This window comes from Vreelandella titanicae BH1, assembly GCF_000336575.1.
Lineage (GTDB): Bacteria > Pseudomonadota > Gammaproteobacteria > Pseudomonadales > Halomonadaceae > Vreelandella > Vreelandella titanicae.
In genome coordinates, this window is the sequence record NZ_AOPO01000003.1 from 308,218 (window position 1) to 326,152 (window position 17,935).

Here is a 17,935-nt window from a genome sequence, read left to right on the forward strand (position 1 = left end):
GTTATGACAAGGGTAAGTGGAAAAAGGAGTGACTATGCACGCACTCGTTGAGCAAGCGACGGAACACTGGGTTTATCTTGCCCCTCTTCTTAGCGACCCACATTCCGAAGCTGAATACGATGCCCGGGTCGAGGCGCTTGATGAAATTCTTGATCTTGTCGGTGACGATGAGACACACCCACTTGTCGGTCTGGCGAATCGCTTGGGTGATATCATTGAGTCCTATGATGAAGCACATCGCCCGATGCCTGAGGTGTCTGGAAGTGAGGTACTTCGCTACCTTATGCAAGAGCATGGGATAGCGCAGAGCGAGCTACCTGAAGTTGGCGCTCAATCAGTGGTGTCTGAAGTTCTCAGTGGGCGCCGTAAGCTGAACTGGCGCCAAATCTGCGAGCTTTCGGAACGGTTTGGCATCGCTACCGACTCGTTTAAAGAACCCAGGGAAAAACTACGCGTTTTGACCTGATAAAGCCTTATGGCGCTTAGACTACCTCTAGCGGTATATCGACGCCGAACTGCTGCAACATACGTCGGAATGTCTCAACATCATAGGCCTCGCTTTCTGTCACCAGACCTTGAATTTGGCCTGTGCCCGGCGTGCCATCGCCTAATCCAGCGACAATCGATTCGGCGGGGTCGAGGAATCGGCAACTGGGTCTCGCCGCTTCGAAGAAGGAGCGAAGCCATGGTAAATGCGTGCTGGAAAGTGTCAGCGTGTCGATATCGGGGTGCTGCCGGAAGACGCTGTCGATAAAAGCAGTGACCGCTTTCTGCGTCGCTTTTGGGTCGAAGAGAAAGGAGCCATTCTCGACAAGCTCCACCATGGACGAAGCATTGATCAGGCTGACATTCTCCGGGTGGGGTGCATGGCGAGCTATGAACTGCTTGAGCGGCGAGCTTTCGATGAGTGAATGCACCCCCATGATGCCGATCTTGCCGCTCGCCGACATAGCGAGTGCTTCTTCGATGGGCGGGTAGACGCCGAACAATGGCACCAAGGTGCTTTGGCGAACGTCATCCAGCACCATGATAGACGGTGCGTTCGATGCGATGACGATGGCAGAGGGTGCATAGCCCTCAAGAAAACGCAGTGTGCGATGCATGACAGCGAGTAGCTCTTCACGCCCTTTGCTCCCATAAGGAAAGCTCGCCCGATCAGCGAAATAAACAATATCCTGTTTGGGAAGGCGCTTATGTATCTCGGCAACAATGGCATAGCTACCAATGCCAGCGTCGAAAACAGCGATTGGCTGGTGCATAGTAATATCCTTGGTATTGTCTAAAACCTAATAATCCATAAGATTCCATCGCTATGGAAGCAATATTTCCAGCTGCTATGCTAGTTAAACTTTATACGATGTTGGGGCACGGCATCGCATAAATTCGAAATGAATGTATAGCATGGTGATGGCAGAGAAATTTATGGTGAATAAGTGGTTGTCTAAATGTCGTTAAATATTGTGCAGCGTTTGCTACCCGGCTGGGGCGTTACTTATGGCCCACCGGGCCATGACTCTTTTCCAGCCGTCATGTTGTTGCATGGTTCTGAAGGCGCATGGGCGGGGTGGAGCCATCGTGATGCGATGCTATTCGCCGCCCATGGCTTCTTGGCGTTCCCTTATGGCTACTCAAGCGGCGGTAATGCATGGAATGCGGGGCATATTATCGATTACCCACTGGATCGCAGCGTGGAGGCATTTAAAGCCCTACGAGAATTCCAGTTCGCTGATGAGCGGGTAGGGCTTTATGGTATTTCACGCGGCGCCGAGCATGCGTTATTGCTCGGCTCACTGATGGCAAGAGATAAGATCGAAGGTATGCCTGATGCCATTGCCGCGCATAGCCCGCCAGATGTTGTGTGCGGAGCCTTTGATGCACGTAATTTTCGCGATGGAGGGGATCCAGGTTGGCAAGCCTGGGATGTCAGCAAGCGCGCCTGGACATGGCGTGACAGTCACGAAAGCTTGCTACCGACCACGCCGATCGAAATCGAACGCTACCCTGGGCCGCTACTACTTTCCCATGGCACCAAAGACCGAATGTGGTCGGTGGAAATGACCAAACGCCTGGAACAACGCCTGCGCGAGCATGGTCGATCCCCGGAAGTGCACTACTACGAAGGTGAAGATCATATACCTAGTAGCTCAGGGCAGAATAAGCACTATGGGCTGCTGCTAGATTTCTTTTCAAAACACCTGTAAGTCACTGTTCCTCATTTTTCCATCCAAAAAGCCCATCTCGGTAGCTAAGAGGTATGGCGGTGATGATGGCTGCTTGGGGCAGGTTGTCGATATGCGCTCTCGGTTGCAGCCAGGGCTGCTCATCACTGGGTGGCAACCACTCAATACGGTCGTTAAATAGCGCATCATCAATCTCTAACACCAACGGTGCTTCTGCATAGACGAAGTATTTGTTGGCGATAAAAAGAACAGCTTCTTCAACATTCAAATGAACGCAGTCGAGCTTATGATCGTTTCCGCAGCGGGGTACATAGCCAAGTTGCTGAGTTTGATCCCAAATAGTTTTACTAACGACTCTGAATAAGCGCATAAGAGCTCCAGTGGTTTTTTTCCGACTAAGGTAGCCTAAAACCTAAAGTTAACTTGAGGTCAAGTGGCGCTGAAGATGTAATATCAGGTATGAAGTCATGCTGCTGATTGAGCAATGGCTAAGCTAAGCGGCCTGCTGATTTTAGAACTGATTTATTAAGAAGAGCTCGATACTGCACAGCGCATATTGAGTTTGGGCTTTGCTGTACAGTATCTCACTCCAACACTAGCTTTTAATGCTTCAGTTCTTCCTCTATTAGTGCTTGGGCCAAACGTTTCGCCCCTGCAAAGTCCGCTTTTCCAGAGCCAAGGTGAGGGATGGTCTCTACCGTAAACCAATGGCTGGGGATCATCATGGGTGGCGTACCGTTAGCGAGCATAGTGGCCTTGACGGTTTTGGCGTCTAACGCTGTTTCTGAAAGCAGCACAATGCGCTCGCCCTTGCGGCTATCGGGAATATTCACCGCCATCAGCGATGTGTCTGTATCCTCCAGAGCCGCTTTAACTGCCGCCTCAACGGCGCTGAGGCTGATCATTTCGCCGCCGATCTTGGCGAATCGAGCGTATCGGTCAATCAGGGTTAAGAAGCCGTCTTCATCGATAAAGCCTTTATCCCCCGTTATGTACCAGCGGTGGCCATCGATCACATGGAGCGCCTTGGCTGTGCGGTTGGGGGCATTGAGATAGCCCTGCATTATTTGCGGGCCGCTAATCAATATCATACCGGCCTCACCGGTCGGCAGCTCTTCAAAGCTGTCAGGGTCGACGATTTTGAAGCTGGTGCCGGGTAACGGCATACCGACGGTGCCTGCTTTGCTGCCCCGCTGCACCTGTTGATAGTGAACGCCCATGGCGTCGGGCAGATTCACTGAGGCGACTGGGGCGATTTCCGTGGCACCGTAGCCTTCATAAATAGGCTTGTGGAATTTCAGCGCAAAGCTGCTACGCACGTTTTCGTCGAGCTTCTCGGCTCCGGCAACCACCACCCTCAAGCTCTCCAGCATTAACGGATGCACCTTTGAGCTGCGTATAAACAGTCTTAAAAAGCTGGAGGTGCCGAACATGATAGTGGCTTTGTGCTTGGCAATAGCGCCCGCAATGCCGGGGGCATCGGTGGGGTCGGCGTGGCACACCAACGGCAGCCCTTCAATCAGCGGTAGCAGCTGGGTGACCGTAAGGCCAAAGGCGTGGAACAGCGGCAGTGAGCCCATTACAACGTCGTTGCTCTGGGTGTTGAGCACGTCAGAGGTCTGCTTGATATTGGCCATCAGGTTGCGGTGGCTCAACATCACGCCCTTGGGTTCGCCTTCACTTCCGCTGGAGAACAGGATGGCGGCGGTGGCGTCGGCATCGTGGCCGTGGCAGAAGCAGCGCTGTAACAGCCAAGTCGGCAGTATTCTCACCGCCAGCCAGGTACTCAAACGTTCGCCACGGCCAATCGTGGCCTGCAGGTCTTCTAAAAGAACCACCTGCTTCTCGCGAAGCAATTGGCTAACGTCGAGCCCGCGCTGCTCGAGCTTCTTCACAAAGCGCTGTGAGGTGAAGACGGTAGCGATTTCCGCCTGGGAAAGGGCAGAGGTCAGCGCCTCGTGGTCGGCGGTGTAATTAAGATTCACCACCGTTTTACCCGCTAGCAGCGTGGCCATATTGGCGATAACCCCGGCACTGCTGGTAGGTAGCAGTAGGCCAACGTTCTGCCCTGGGTTGAGCTTGCGAAGTCGTTTTGCCATCAGCAGGCTGGCAGTGAGCGCTTGGCTTGCGCTGAGTGGGCGGCCCAGCGTATCGGCCAGGGCAAGGTCGCTAGGGCGGCGCTTAACGCTTTGAATCCAGGCGTTAGGCAGGCTCGGGAGCTCGCCCATGGCCCGCTGCCAAGAGCGGGTAGCCTGCTCAAAAATACGTCGTTTGAGCACATCGGCGGGGGTGTCCTTGGGCAGCGGCTTGCCAAAGGCGACCACTACCGAGCGGTGCAGAGGCGCATTGCGCAGCTCTTTAAGCTTGCTGGAAGATCGGGAGAACTGGCTGCCCCACAGGCCTCGCAGGTAGAAGGGCACAATTTTGACGTCTGGATTTGCCATGTCACAGGCACGCTCGTAACCGCGGCGGAATTCGCCCAGTTGACCAGTGCGGCTGATCGCCCCTTCAGGAAACAGGCACACCACTTCGCCTGCGTTGAGCTGTTCAGCAACACCGGCTAGGGCCTTTTCGGCACCGCTGCCACGCTCGATGGGAATACAGCCCAAGGCTTTGAAGAACCAGCGCAGGTACCAACGCTGGTAAACCGATCTGAGCATCACGAAACGCACCGGTCGAGGGCTGGCGATCTGTACCATGGCCCAATCCACCCAACTGATATGGTTGCCCAATAGCAGCACGCCGCCCTGGGCGGGCAGGTTTTGCAAGCCATGGACATCTACGCGATAGCGGCGTGTCAGCAGGAAGCTCAACAGAAAGCGCACCAAGCTTTGGGGTAGCTTAACAATGGTGTAACCACCGCCCACCATGGCCACGGTAGCGATAAGTAGCAGCAGGTAGTGGCTATTCACTCCCGCCAACGCGAACAGCGCCGTGAGCACCAAAAAGCCTAGCATGGCGATGTTTTGAATCCAGTTGTTGGCGGCCAGCACGGTGCCTAGCTCGTTGTCGGCGGCGTGAAACTGAATCAGCGCATTGAGCGGCACGATGAACAGCCCACCCATGATGCCGATGAACACAAAGTTCAGCGCTTGGCCAACGGGCGTGGTCAACAGCGGTAAGCACCATAAACCCACGGCCACCCCAATAGCGCCTACGGGGATCAAGCCGGTTTCAATACGGTTGTGGGAAAATTTGCTGGCGAATAGGGAACCAAGTGCAATTCCGATGCCGCTAGCGGCGAGAATTCCCTGGAGCACTAAGGTGTTATCGATACTGAGGGCATCTTTGGCATAAGCGGGAAAAGCCGCCAGCAGTACTTGGCCCACTGACCAAAAGGTGGCAAGGCCGATAATGGAGAGCCTGATGACAGGCTGGCGAGCGATAATCCTCAGGTTGTCTTTCAAGGCAGCACCCTTGATGTAGCGCTGCCAGGTCAACGGTGTCTCTGATCGATTGGATGCATCAAGCGGAAGGCGGTAAAGCGCTACGACCTGGATGGCGCTATTGAGCACCAGCAGCCAGCCCAGAGGGGCTATTTGGCGCAACAGCTGTGCTGGGGTTTGATCTTCCGGTGAGACCCAGGTCTCAAATAGCGCGGTAAACGCCACGGTGCCCGCTAGAATGGCGCCAATCGTAACGGCCTGGATCAGCCCGTTGGCTTCCGCCAAACGCGGCTTGCCGAATAGCCCTTTTACCAAGCCGTATTTGGCCGGTGAGTAAAAGGCCGATTGAATCGCCAGCAGCAGCGTCATGGAAAATGCCAACCAGAACCAGCCCTGGTAGTAAGCGGCGGTGATGCCCAGTGAGACCACGACGGCGGCCCAGGCCGATGTGCGCAGAACACGTACCTTGGGATAGCTGTCAGCCACATGGCCCGCCGGGCTGAACAGTAAAATAAACGGCAGCAGGATAAGTCCGTTGACCAGTGCGGTGAGTACGACCTGTGCTTCGCCATCGTAACTTTTGAAGATCGTGTTCTGAATGACGATCTTGTGCCCCAGATCCACAAAGGCATTGAGAAAAATAGCGATCAAATAGGGCAAAGCGCCCTTCAAGTGCAGTAGTCGATGCATCGTTGTTTAGCCTTCTTAATCCCTGGAAGTCGTAGCACTTTCTCTGTGAGGCTTACTGGTTGCAACTCATTTACACAAAGTTGTGTTATGGGTGCTGGTTGGTATCATTATTTGCTACTTTTTGTGTGTAATGCCTTTTCATGCCGCCTAAGAGGTTGCTATGTCCCAAGCAGATTCGCTGATTGAAACGCTAAAGCGCCAGCTCCGTGCTCAGGGTAAAACCTATGCCGATGTCGCTAAGTGGTTGGCGCTGAGCGAGGCCTCGGTGAAGCGCCTGTTCGCCGAAAAGCACTTTACGCTATCGCGGCTGGAGTGTATCTGTGACCAGCTAAATATCGAATTCGCTGAGCTGGTGCAAACCATGCAAGCGGACGAGCAGCGTTTGCAGGAGCTAACCCATGCCCAAGAGCAGAGTATTGTGGATGACCGTGAGCTGTTTCTGGTGGCTGTCTGCGTCATCAATGGCTATAGCTTCGACGAAATTCATCACCAGTACCAGCTAAGTGAAGCAGAGTGTATCCGGCAGTTACTGAAGCTTGAGCGGCTTACGCTGATAGAGCTACTTCCCGATAACCGGATCCGGCGGCGGGTCGCTGCTAATTTCCGCTGGCGAGCGGATGGGCCAATCCAGCGTTTCTTTCAGCAGCATATCGCCAACGAATTTTTCCGCTCCCGTTTTGATAGTGACAGCGAAAAACTCATTGTCCTTAACGGACTATTATCCCCTGCGGGAAATGCTGAATGGCAGCAGACCATGCAGCGCTTGGCGAAAGAGTTTCATGCGCTATGCGAACGAGAGAGCGGGCTACCCATTCATCAGCGGTTTGGCACGACTTCGGTGCTGGCGGTACGGCAGTGGCAGTATGGGCTGTTTCAGGGTTACAAGCGGGGAGGCCAAGTAGCTCCCAACGCTACGTAGATGTGTTCCGGAAGAGAGTGGCCTCTTGTTCTAGCCACTCGACGAAGCGTGCTACCGCTGGTGGCGTTTCTCCATCACTAGGCAGAATCAGTTCGTAGGCGAACGGAGAAGCGAGTGGATAGTGTTCCGCGAAGGGGCGTACCAAAACACCGCTCGCTAGCCGGTCAGCCACCAATGGGTAGCTGGCGAGTACCACGCCTTGCCCGGCAATGGCCTGATCGAGAGCCAAGCTGTAAAGCGAGTATTGCCGCTGGTTGGGCATCTTGTTTAGCGCTACCCCGGCGCTTTTAAACCAATCGCTCCAGCTTGGAATGGGGTGGCCTGCGTGGCTGCACCAATCCACGGTGAGCAGTGTCTGTGCCAGCAAATCGTCGGGGGTTTGCATGTTTGCCTGCGCTAATAGCGAGGGCGAACAAACCGGAAATAACGTGTCTTCAAACAGGCGCAGGCTGGTGACACCGGGCCAAGGGCCCTGGCCATAGCGCAATGATAAGCGTGCCCTGTTGGGCAACCACAGCGGTGGCGTTAAGCGCGCCTCGGCATCCAGAGAGATTTCTATTTGCCGTTCATTAGCTTCAAAGTGGGGTAAGCGGGGGAGTAGCCAGAGTTGTAGAAAGGAGGGTGGTGCACTCAGTAGCAATCGAAAGGCCTCTTCTGAGCGCTCGGTGACGTTCTGTACACCGCTGGCGATGCGCAAAAGGCCTGCCTGCACATCTTCAGCCAGTACCCGGCCTGCTTCGGTAACGCATACCCCATTGGCATGACGCTCAAACAGCACCACGCCTAAGTGGCCTTCCAACTGTTTGACCTGTCGGCTAACGGCGCCAGGCGTCACCCCGAGGCGATAAGCGGCGGCTTTGAAGCTATTTTCTCGCACGGCCTCGGCAAACGCGCGCAATGCATTCAGCGGTAGCCTTTCTATTCTCATAGAGTGAGTTTTCCTAAGCCTAGGGTCGATAAGTAATCGTTTGTATGCAATGACGCTTACTGCTGCAATGGGCACCTATATGTTATAGGAGCCCGCAATGAGTAATCAAAGAATAGTCTCCAACAACCACACTGTCTGCATGGTTGGTCGATCGCAGCGAAAGTCAGTGGACGCAACGGCAGCATCGTTGATGCTGCTATTTTGCCTGGTGTTGGGTTTTCAGCAGGTGGCGATCAAGGGTGTGGCTGAGGATATCTCACCCGTGGTGCAGATGGCCCTGCGCTCAGCTTTGGCGGTGTGTCTGGTCGGCGGGCTGGCTTCTTGGCGCGGTATTCGCTGGGCGGATGTGGGTCATCATTGGGGCCCTGGGTTGCTGGTGGGCCTGGGGTTTGCGGCTGAGTTCGCTTTTATCGCCTGGGGATTAACCTATACCTTGGCGTCCCACATGTCGGTCTTTCTGTATACTGCGCCCATCTTCGCTGCCCTGGGTTTGCATCTTTGGGTACCTGGCGAGCAACTCTCCATTCGCCAGTGGTGGGGCGTTGGCTTGGCATTTCTGGGAATGGTGATTGCCATGACGCCAAGCGGTGCTTACAGCATCGAGATTCTTATTGGGGATATGCTGGGCTTGCTCGCTGGCCTCTCATGGGCGGCCACGACCGTCGTGATCCGCAAGACTTCGCTTTCTGAGGCGCCAGCAGAGCTCACTCTGAGCTATCAACTGAGCGTGACGGCGTTGTTGCTCCTGCCGGTGGCGGCTATATCCGGGCAGCTAATGAGCGCGCAGTTTACCCCAATGGCGTTAGCCAGCCTTGGTTTTCAGACGCTGATCATTTCGTTTGCTGCGCTGCTGTTATGGTTTACCTTGCTGCGCCGCTACCGCGCTTCGCAGTTAGGCGTGTTTTCTTTCTTGGCGCCGCTTTTCGGTATTCTGTTTGGTACACTGCTGCTCAATGAGCCGCTGAGTATTAATTTTATAATCGGCGGTGGCGTTATTTTAGTTGGCATCATTCTGGTGACTCGCTAAACGCATGCACCCATCTACCTTTGCGAAGACACCGATATGAGCATCACCCCTTTTCAAGCACTGGCGTGCCCGCTAGACGGAAAACCACTCAGTTGGTCGGCTAGTGTTTGGCGATGCTCTGATGGCCACAGCTTTGATATTGCTAAGCAGGGCTACGTTAATTTACTACCTGTGCAGCAAAAGCGTTCCCACGATCCGGGTGATAGCAAGGCGATGGTAGCTGCTCGCCAGCGTTTTCTTAACGCGGGGTACTATCAACCCATTGCGGAGGCAGTCAGTCATGCTGTGTTGGGCCATGCCGAGGTTCAAAAGGCAGACAGACTGCCTTTTAGCTGCCTGGATGCGGGCTGCGGTGAAGGTTATTACCTTCGCCAATTAGCTGACGCGGCGACTAACGCGCAGCCACTTTCACTGATGGGGCTGGATATCTCTAAATGGGCGGTATTGGCCGCAGCAAAACAGGATGCTAAGCAGGCACCGCTAAGCAGCTGGGTCGTGGGGAGTAATGCACACTTGCCGGTGCAGACGGGAACGTTGGATAGCGTGCTGTGTATGTTTGGCTTTCCAGTAGTAAGCGAGTTTGCTCGTGTGTTGAAAACCGGTGGCGTACTACTGCAGGTTGAAGCGGGGCCTAATCACTTGAGGGAGCTGCGGGAGATTATCTACCCCACGTTAAAAGCTGAACGTGCGAGTGAGACGGTAGTGCCCGATGGCTTTATTCACCATGGCAGCGAGAGGGTAAGCTACTCAATTGCACTAAATGGAAGTGAGGAAATTGCCGATCTGTTGGCGATGACGCCGCATCTTTACCGAGCCAGCCCTGAGGGGCGTGATCGCGCAGCGGCACTTGAGGTGCTGGTGGTGACGGTGGATGTGCGAATAGTGATGTACATGCGAATATAGAAGGGTAGTGCAAACGCAGCTTCCCTTTAGTCTGCTCTAAACGCGCAGTTTTAATATGCCCAAACGCAACAAGGCCCGCATAAGCGGGCCTTGTTATCCGAACCTTAGAAGGTTCGAGCAAATTCTTAAGCGCTAGGGCTTAGGAAATTTGCTTGATGTTTGAAGCTTGAAGGCCTTTCTTACCCTGGGTAACGTCAAAAGAAACGTTAGCGCCTTCTTGCAGGGTTTTGAAGCCGTCTGCTTGAATTTCAGAGAAATGGGCAAACAGGTCATCGCCGCCGTCAGAAGGAGCAATAAAACCGAAGCCTTTAGTATCGTTGAACCACTTAACTGTGCCAGTAGACATAGTAAAAATCCTTTCGCGCAAAGCGCTTTGTAAAGTTCCTGGTATCACCCAGATTAATAGCGGATAAAACAAGGAATACAATTACAGTCTTGCCGAAAGATTTTGTACACGTCTATCTCGTACATTTCTAAATCTTTTTCGTACACTTCTGAAACCATGCTTGCTTGCTAACCAACTGGCGCTACATTGTCATGAATTGTAGCGCGTGTCAAAGCCTTTCTGGATTGTCTTGCCTATGGGGCGCAGTGAGAGCCTCTATTAGAGGTGGTCGCTGGAAAGTAGTGATAATGCCAGCGACCATCAGGGCACGTTTCCAGTAAATGGGAAGCTTGTTTTCTTACATGAATATCGCTCGTGCTAATGTTTACGTTTGGCCAAAAGCTCGGACAGCACCTGACGCGCAGTTAGTGACTCGCCGTAGGCCGTACGACGATATCGCTGGTATCTACGTCATCGGGCTGGTTGATGGCATGCGCAATGGCGGAGGCGATCGCTTCGGGCTTGAGGGCAATTTGGCGGAAAAGGTCGATTGCCTTTGCGGTTTCAGAGTCGGTGATGGTATTGGCCAGTTCTGACTCCACTACCCCGGGGTAGACACAGGTCACGCGTATCTTGTCGGTTTCCTGACGTAGCCCATCGGAAATAGCGCGCACCGCATATTTAGTGGCGCAATAGACTGCTGCGGTGGGCATAACAGTGAGGCCACCGATGGAGGAGATGTTGATCACCTGGCCACTTTCCTGGGCCTGCATAGTAGGCAGAACAGCGGCGATACCATTGAGTACGCCGCGAATGTTGACATCGATCATGCGGTTCCACTCATCTACTTTGAGCGCTGCCAAAGGCGATAGGGGCATGACGCCCGCGTTGTTGACGATGACATCTATGCGGCCGTGGGTTTTGATCGCGAAATCCGCAAACGCCTGCATGTCTTTAAGGTCGGTGACATCCAGCGCCTGGAAATCCACGCTGCCGCCCTCTTCGCGAAGGGAGTGGGTCAATGCTTCCAACCGATCAGTTCGGCGTGCGCCAATAATCAAACGGTGCCCTTGACCTGCAAGCCAGCGAGCAGTGGCTTCACCGATGCCGCTGCTGGCACCGGTCAGTAAAACGACTTTGGAAGATGGGGTTGTTAAAGCAGTCATTGGATAATCCTAAGGGTGGTGGGTACCCAGAGAAGATTAAGCTGCTGCGGCTGGCATCTGTATAGGCGATCCTATTGCATGCTTGCCTAATCCTATTTGTTTGTTAAAGGTGGGCGGCGAGGCAAGCAACACAGCATGTATATTGCTCTTATGGTGTTATTGGCTCTTAGGGTTGATTCAGGTGCGGCACGCATGACCAAGGTGGTTAACATGACACTGAAGAGCGATTCTGTGGTTTACAGCAATATCGTCGAATGCTTATACCAACTCGCACCACACGAGGGGTATACCCAGTCGCTATTGGACGGCGTACGCTTTATGCGTTCCAATCGCCCGCTTAAAAACACCTCTGTGCTCTACGAGCCGAGTATCGTCATCATCTGCCAAGGCCGAAAGCGTGGCTATTTGGGAGATGAGGTGTATATCTACGATGCGCAGCGCTATTTGGTGCTATCAGTACCCTTGCCGTTTACTTCGGAAACAGAAGCCAGCCCTGACGAGCCAATGCTGGGTATTGCTATCCGCCTGGATGCGGTGGTAATCGCCGAATTGGTGACGATGTTGGAGGCGTCAGGCGAGTATGGGTTTGAGGCGCCGCGCGGCATGCTTTCAAGCCTGCTGGAAGAGCCGCTGGCAGATGCGACATTACGTTTATTGAATGCGCTTACCTCACCAACGGATGCGCATATTCTTGCCCCTTTTATTGTCAGGGAGATCTGCTATCGGGTATTGACGGGAGAGCAGGGCGGCAGTGTTCGAACAGCGCTCTCCCATTATGGGCAATTTGGTAAAATTGCTAAGGCGCTCAACCGTATTCATGCTAACTATGCCGATGCGCTGGAAGTAGCAAGCCTGGCGAATGAAGCTGGCATGAGTGCGCCAGCCTTTCACGTACACTTCAAGGCGGTCACCCAGACCTCACCTATCCAGTACATTAAATCCACCCGCTTGCACCATGCTCGGCTGTTAATGATACGTGATGGGTTGACGGCTGCCGCGGCCGCTAGCCGAGTGGGCTATGAAAGCCCCTCCCAGTTTAGTCGTGAATTCAAGCGCTTCTTTGGCCGCCCACCAGCAGAGGAGGTGCGTACCATGAAGGCAAGCCTTGATTTATTGCCGCCTACTCACCTGGTAGATATCGCTGTGCCACACTAATAGAGTGTGATGTACGCTTATCAAATTAGACCTACCAACTTCTTCAAATCTGTAGGGACGCAAATGACTCGTATATGGAAGGCCTATGCTCAGGCATCGTTGATTTTACGCGTCACTGTTGCGCTTGTTCTGGGCGTTGTCGTTGGGCTTATTGGTGGTGAGACAGTGGCTGCCTGGCTAGCGCCGCTGGGTGACCTGCTGCTACGGCTGCTTACTTTTCTGATTGTCCCCATTGTACTGTTTACGCTGATGGTGGGGGTGAATCAGTCCCGGGAGGGAAGAGCTGGCCGCGTGGGCGGCAAGGTGTTTGGTTATTACCTTACCTCTTCAGCGCTGGCGATCATGGTGGGCTTAGCGGTTGCCACGTTGTTTAGCCCCGGCAGCGGTATGACGTTGGATGAGAGTGCCAGTTTCTCGGTGCCCGAGAATCCAGGCGTTGTCGATACGCTGCTGAATATAGTGCCGGATAATATTATTGGTGCGTTTGCCGAACTCAACATGTTGGGCATTATTTTTACGGCGCTGGTGTTTGGCATCGCACTGCTAAAAATGCGCCAGTCGGAGCGCCAACATGCCATGGGGGAACGCCTTTATGGGGTGATTGAAGCGCTAAACGAGGTCACTCTAAAAGTAATGTCGGGGGTATTGCACTACGTGCCCATCGGCGTGTTTGCGATTGTCGCCGAAACGGTGAGTCAGCAGGGGTTGGCAACGCTGCTCTCATTGGGCGATATGGTGATTGTGCTTTATATCGCCCTGGCAACCCAGCTGCTGATTTATTGCGGCATCATGCGGCTGTTTGGCGTGAAGCTGCGCACCTTTTTTCGCGAAGCCCGTACGCCCATGGCCACGGCGTTTGCTACCCAGAGTAGCTCGGGTACGTTACCGCTAACGGTTAATGCTGCCCACCGCTTAGGAATTCCCAAAAGCATCTATGGTTTTAGTCTGCCGTTAGGGGCTACTTTAAATATGGATGGAGCGGCGATTCGTATCGCCATCTCGGTGGTGTTTGCCGCCAACGTGATTGGTGCACCGCTGGATTTCATCAGCATGGTGCAAATAGTGTTGATCGGCACGCTAGTGTCGGTGGGCACGGCAGGGGTGCCGGGGGCCGGTATCATAATGATTGCCACAGTATTTACTCAGGTGGGCCTGCCAATTGAAACCGTCGCGTTGCTCACCGCTATCGATGCACTGGTGGGAATGGGCTGTACGGCGCTGAACGTGACAGGCGACTTGGTCGGCACCTCCGTGATAGCCCGTAGTGAAGGCGAGGAGTTGCAAGAGGAGCCCGTCGAAGACGCGGGGTTGGCAGTAAGAGGGTAGTGCGTTTATCTCCCCCCCTGAGAACGACTTAGGGGGGAGATCGCGTTAACCAATCATAAAGCCGCGACCCACGGGGTCTCTCTCATCAATCAGCCATTTGGCATAACCGATCAGTTCAGCGGTACCTTGCACGCTTGGACGAATGGCAGAATAACCACCAATTTCGGTTTTACCCAATATTTTGCCCGTGAAACGGCCGCTTCCCAGCAGGCCTTCCGAGTAGATTTCCTTGTTCTCTTCCAGTTCATTTCGTGCGTGAAACATGGCCATCATGGCGCTGGTTCCAGTGCCACCAGGCGAGCGATCCAGCTTGCCGCCTGAGAACACATGGACATTGCGGTAAAGTGAATCTGGCTGCGTTCCCCCATGCCAGAACGTAACGAAATTCAGACCATTGATGTGAGCATGTACGGGGTGACGAATCGTCATGCGTTTATTCAATTCTGCCTTGACCGCCTCTCCCGCCATCGAAAAATAACTGCCATTTTCGGGGCAGATGGGTTGCTTGTCAGATGGAATGCGAATGATAGCGAAGAAGTTGCCACCAAATACCAGGTCAGCCTTTAGTGTACCCAGCCCCGGAACGTCAACAGGAATGTCCTGCTCCATCACGAAGGCGGGCACATTTTCAAAGCGAGTCCAATGCACTTTGTCGGCATCGGCTTTGACCTCCGAGACGACGGTGCCAGCGGTAGTTTCAAAACGGATGCGTGTCATGCCGTCTTCTTGTGCTGGGGGCGCCAAGCGGTGAGAAACCATCGCCATGGAAAGGGCTATGGTGCCGTGACCACACATGTCGACGAACTGTTCGCCATCCATCCATAGCATGCCAGCGTCATGATGTTCATCGGAAGGTGGGGTTAGAAAAACACCAAACATGTGCTGGTGGCCGCGGGGTTCACGCATCAGACTAGTGCGGACATGGTCGTGATGCTCTTTCAAATAAGCGCGTTTGGATAGAATGTTGCTGCCATACGGGTAGGGAATGCCAGCATGCACAATGCAGGTTGGCTCGCCTTCCGTATGGGTATAGATAACGTCAAGGAACTGTTGGTTTTTCATGGTTGCTTCTTCCTGTGGGCTGTGCGGTTGGGTTATTAGTCTTGGGTTAAAGGCCAAACCAGCGGGGTACGCTCATGACCATGCCAGCAGGCCAGACAATCACGGCGAGCAGCACCGCCAGCATCACGGCAATGAACGGTAGGTTGGCGTAGGTAATGCGGATGATATCGACACGTGAAATCACGCTCGTAATAAACAAGGCGGCCCCGACCGGTGGTGTCTGCTGGCCAATACCCCAGCAAAGAATGACCACCATGGCGAACTGGAGAGGGTCTATGCCTAGCAACTGAACACTGGGCAGGAACAGTGGCACCACTATGAACATCATCGCGATGCCATCGAGGAAGGTACCGGCAATAATCAAGACGATGCTCAAAATCAGCAGGAAGCCGATGGGGCCCATATCCAGAGCTGCTATCGGCCCGAGAACTAGCTGCCCGAGACTTTGGTAAGTGAAGGTGTAGCCGAGTGTATGTGCCGCTGCCGTCACAAACATGACCGCACCGGTCAACACGGCACTCTCAACCAGGGCACGGTAAAGCGCACGTAGTGAAAGCGAACGATAAAGCACCATGCCAGCGAAGATGCCATAAGCGACTGCCACGGCGGAGGCTTCGGTCGGTGTGAAAATGCCGCCGAGGATACCGCCGAGGATGATGACTGGCATTAGCAGGGCCGGGAATGCACTGACCAAGCTACTGCCCAGTTGCCTGATCGAAAATGCAGCTTCGATAGGATATTGGCGTTTCACCGATATCCACCACGCCATCAGCATGAGTCCTATGGCAATGAGGAGCCCTGAGACTAGACCGGCAGCAAATAACGCCCCTGTCGAAAGTCCCATATAGGCACTCAATAACACCATGGGCACGCTGGGAGGAATGATGATGCCAATAGTGGAGGAGGAGGCAGTCACGGCGGCAGTAAAGGGTACGGAGTAACCCCGTTTGACCATCTGGGGGATCATCACACCGCCCACGGCGGCCGTATCTGACATGGAGGTGCCGCTCATGCCTGCAAAGAACATGGAGGTCAAGATATTGACCGCCGCCAGCCCACCCCGTATGGCCCCCACCATGGAACGAGCCAGATCGACAAGCCGTGCTGAAATACCGCTGTGGTTCATTATCTGGCCCGCTAGAATGAACAGCGGAACAGCCAATAGCGGAAAGGACTCGGTACCTCGGTATAGGCGCTGTACCAGCACGAGCATATCGACACCGGAAAAAGCGAGTACGCCGATAGAAACAAGTGTCAAAGCGAAGGCGATTGGCATGGCCAGCCCAATCAGAGCCAGAAGTGCAAGTAGTATGACGAGTAGAATCATAGCTCTGGCTCCTCCAGAGCGGCTCTTCGAGCAGCTTCATAGGGCGGTATCTTTGCCTTGGCGGCAACGACACACTGGCGAACCAATTCCAGCAACATGCCCGCGCCGGAGATAGGCACGGCGGAGTAGAAAAGCCACTGAGGTGCACCTAGCATAAGCGTTGTACGGTTGGAAAAGGTGAGTGTTTGTTCCAAGCCCCACACGATCATGATGACGCAGACCAGCCCTATCAGTGCCTGGTTGATAAAGAACAATACCCATTGACCGCGATAGGGAAGTAAGGCAGCGATAACATCAATACGTAGATGAGCGCCTTGCCTGAGTGCCAGATAACCGCAGAAAAAGGTAATGTAGACCAGCAGACCCACTAAGACTTCGGCGCTCCACGATAGCGAGGCATTCAGGATGTAGCGCGCAGCCACTGCCGCTATTGCCAGGAGAGGAATGGCAGCCAACAGCAGTGCCGCGACCGCTTCAAAAAAACGATCAAGCATGGTAGTACTCCCGGGAGTAGCGACGGGCAGGAAGTGCCCGCCGGGAAGTGTGCTCTGTCGTTAGGGGAGGTCGGCGATGCGTTGCACCATGTCACGTGCCTCTTGTGACAGTCCTTCGGTAAAGGAGTCCCATAGAGGTTGAGAGGCTGCTATGAAGGTGTCAGTGTCTACCTCGTTCACTTCCATGCCGTTCTCTTTTACAAGCTCCACGACGCTCTGATCCGCTTGTTCTCCAAAGTTAACCGTTGCCTCGAAGGCCTGTTCGCCACCCTCGAGTAGAGCTTGCTGAACGCTGGCATCAAGATCCTGGAAACGTGACTCGTTCATCAGCAGGAAGCCGACGGTGTAAACATGCCCAGAGAGTGAGAGGTAATCCTGTACTTCGTAAAAGCGGCTGGCCTCTACTTCGACGAGAGGATTTTCTTGGCCATCGAAGACACCGGTCTGAAGGGCGGAGTAAAGTTCTGGATAAGGCAGCGGGGAAGCGTTAGCGCCATAGGCATTAAACATCTCGACACGCTGGCGGCTGCCAGGGGTACGGATTCTTAACCCGTCAAGATCCTCAGGTTTTTCAATGGCATGACTATTGTTGGTAATATGACGGAAACCTCCTTCATAAAAACCGATAACACGGTAGCCTTGCTTTTGAAGCTTGTCTTTTAATTCTTGACCGATTTCACCGCTCAGGACATTGCTCACATGCTCCCTGTCTCGAAATAGATAGGGAAGTGAAAGAATACCCATATCTTCATCAATGGTAGTAATCGGCGTTTCAATAGTGGCGATATCTAACAAGCGTGTATCTATTGCTTCTATATTGCTGACTTGATCGCCAAGTGAACCAGAATGAAAAAGTTTTATGTCGGCACTGTTATTGGTCGCTTCTGCCACGTGTGCGGCTAGGGCATTCAACCCCGCCATCTGGATGCCTTGCTGGCTTCCAATGGTCGCCGCTCGAAGCTCTAGCTCGGCGGCAGCTACCTGGCCTGCCAAACCGAGCCCTAGGGCGAAGGAAGCAATATGTCGTACGGAGGAAAGTGCTTTCAT

General features: G+C 53.8%; 17 protein-coding genes. 7 read left to right on the forward strand and 10 right to left on the reverse strand.

Going from position 1 to position 17,935, the window contains the following annotated elements:
• Positions 1–34: 34 nt before the first annotated feature.
• Positions 35–466: a helix-turn-helix domain-containing protein gene (locus tag HALTITAN_RS08785; protein ID WP_022519612.1), complete on the forward strand. Its 432-nt coding sequence runs from the start codon at positions 35–37 to the stop codon at positions 464–466.
• A gap of 16 nt (positions 467–482) precedes the next feature.
• Here HALTITAN_RS08785 and HALTITAN_RS08790 read toward each other — a convergent pair whose 3' ends face one another.
• Positions 483–1,259 carry a glutamate racemase gene (locus tag HALTITAN_RS08790; protein WP_009286877.1) on the reverse strand — a complete coding sequence of 259 codons (777 nt, stop codon included), beginning with the start codon at positions 1,257–1,259 and terminating at the stop codon, positions 483–485.
• Between the two features lie 186 nt (positions 1,260–1,445).
• Between HALTITAN_RS08790 and HALTITAN_RS08795 the strand changes: the two genes are divergently transcribed.
• The gene (locus HALTITAN_RS08795; protein ID WP_039858900.1) at positions 1,446–2,201 is read left to right on the forward strand and encodes an alpha/beta hydrolase family protein; all 756 of its coding nucleotides are present in this window, start codon (positions 1,446–1,448) and stop codon (positions 2,199–2,201) included.
• Position 2,202: 1 nt separating this feature from the next.
• On the opposite strand, the gene HALTITAN_RS08800 is transcribed toward HALTITAN_RS08795, so the two are convergent.
• Both HALTITAN_RS08800 and HALTITAN_RS08805 read right to left on the reverse strand, forming a co-directional pair.
• Entirely contained in the window at positions 2,203–2,550 is a 348-nt protein-coding gene (locus tag HALTITAN_RS08800; RefSeq protein WP_039858901.1) for a DUF952 domain-containing protein, read from the reverse strand.
• 232 nt (positions 2,551–2,782) lie between these two features.
• Positions 2,783–6,256, reverse strand: coding sequence for an acyl-[ACP]--phospholipid O-acyltransferase (locus tag HALTITAN_RS08805; protein WP_039858903.1), 3,474 nt, complete (start codon positions 6,254–6,256; stop codon positions 2,783–2,785).
• Positions 6,257–6,416: 160 nt separating this feature from the next.
• On the opposite strand from HALTITAN_RS08805, the gene HALTITAN_RS08810 reads away from it, so the two are divergent.
• On the forward strand, positions 6,417–7,175 hold the full coding sequence (locus tag HALTITAN_RS08810; RefSeq protein ID WP_009286878.1) for a helix-turn-helix domain-containing protein: 759 nt from the start codon (positions 6,417–6,419) through the stop codon (positions 7,173–7,175).
• Here HALTITAN_RS08810 and HALTITAN_RS08815 read toward each other — a convergent pair.
• Positions 7,168–8,103 carry a LysR substrate-binding domain-containing protein gene (locus HALTITAN_RS08815; protein WP_039858905.1) on the reverse strand — a complete coding sequence of 312 codons (936 nt, stop codon included), beginning with the start codon at positions 8,101–8,103 and terminating at the stop codon, positions 7,168–7,170. The two genes, HALTITAN_RS08810 and HALTITAN_RS08815, sit on opposite strands and share 8 nt — an antisense overlap.
• 97 nt (positions 8,104–8,200) lie before the next feature.
• On the opposite strand from HALTITAN_RS08815, the gene HALTITAN_RS08820 reads away from it, so the two are divergent.
• Together HALTITAN_RS08820 and HALTITAN_RS08825 are read left to right on the forward strand one after the other, a co-directional pair.
• Positions 8,201–9,130 carry a DMT family transporter gene (locus HALTITAN_RS08820; protein ID WP_009286880.1) on the forward strand — a complete coding sequence of 310 codons (930 nt, stop codon included), beginning with the start codon at positions 8,201–8,203 and terminating at the stop codon, positions 9,128–9,130.
• A gap of 36 nt (positions 9,131–9,166) precedes the next feature.
• The gene (locus HALTITAN_RS08825; RefSeq protein WP_009286881.1) at positions 9,167–10,033 is read left to right on the forward strand and encodes a putative RNA methyltransferase; all 867 of its coding nucleotides are present in this window, start codon (positions 9,167–9,169) and stop codon (positions 10,031–10,033) included.
• Positions 10,034–10,172: 139 nt separating this feature from the next.
• On the opposite strand, the gene HALTITAN_RS08830 is transcribed toward HALTITAN_RS08825, so the two are convergent.
• Both HALTITAN_RS08830 and HALTITAN_RS08835 read right to left on the reverse strand, forming a co-directional pair.
• Positions 10,173–10,379, reverse strand: a complete 207-nt coding sequence (locus HALTITAN_RS08830) for a cold-shock protein (protein ID WP_007111402.1) — start codon at positions 10,377–10,379, stop codon at positions 10,173–10,175.
• A gap of 404 nt (positions 10,380–10,783) precedes the next feature.
• On the reverse strand, positions 10,784–11,524 hold the full coding sequence (locus HALTITAN_RS08835; protein WP_022523629.1) for an SDR family oxidoreductase: 741 nt from the start codon (positions 11,522–11,524) through the stop codon (positions 10,784–10,786).
• Positions 11,525–11,734: 210 nt separating this feature from the next.
• Between HALTITAN_RS08835 and HALTITAN_RS08840 the strand changes: the two genes are divergently transcribed.
• Both HALTITAN_RS08840 and HALTITAN_RS08845 read left to right on the forward strand, forming a co-directional pair.
• Positions 11,735–12,679, forward strand: coding sequence for an AraC family transcriptional regulator (locus tag HALTITAN_RS08840; protein ID WP_039858993.1), 945 nt, complete (start codon positions 11,735–11,737; stop codon positions 12,677–12,679).
• Positions 12,680–12,742: 63 nt separating this feature from the next.
• Positions 12,743–14,005 (forward strand): dicarboxylate/amino acid:cation symporter, encoded by a 1,263-nt coding sequence (locus tag HALTITAN_RS08845; RefSeq protein WP_039858908.1) that lies wholly within the window; start codon positions 12,743–12,745, stop codon positions 14,003–14,005.
• A gap of 45 nt (positions 14,006–14,050) precedes the next feature.
• Here the strand turns inward: HALTITAN_RS08845 and HALTITAN_RS08850 are convergent, their stop codons facing one another.
• Genes HALTITAN_RS08850 through HALTITAN_RS08865 form a run of 4 tightly spaced genes read right to left on the reverse strand, consistent with a single transcriptional unit; the run spans position 14,051 to position 17,935 of the window.
• On the reverse strand, positions 14,051–15,067 hold the full coding sequence (locus HALTITAN_RS08850) for a proline racemase family protein (protein WP_039858911.1): 1,017 nt from the start codon (positions 15,065–15,067) through the stop codon (positions 14,051–14,053).
• Positions 15,068–15,113: 46 nt separating this feature from the next.
• Positions 15,114–16,394: a TRAP transporter large permease gene (locus HALTITAN_RS08855; protein ID WP_009286884.1), complete on the reverse strand. Its 1,281-nt coding sequence runs from the start codon at positions 16,392–16,394 to the stop codon at positions 15,114–15,116.
• Positions 16,391–16,888: a TRAP transporter small permease gene (locus tag HALTITAN_RS08860; protein ID WP_039858915.1), complete on the reverse strand. Its 498-nt coding sequence runs from the start codon at positions 16,886–16,888 to the stop codon at positions 16,391–16,393. The genes HALTITAN_RS08855 and HALTITAN_RS08860 overlap by 4 nt, the downstream gene beginning before the upstream one ends.
• A gap of 60 nt (positions 16,889–16,948) precedes the next feature.
• Positions 16,949–17,935: a TRAP transporter substrate-binding protein gene (locus HALTITAN_RS08865; protein WP_009286885.1), complete on the reverse strand. Its 987-nt coding sequence runs from the start codon at positions 17,933–17,935 to the stop codon at positions 16,949–16,951.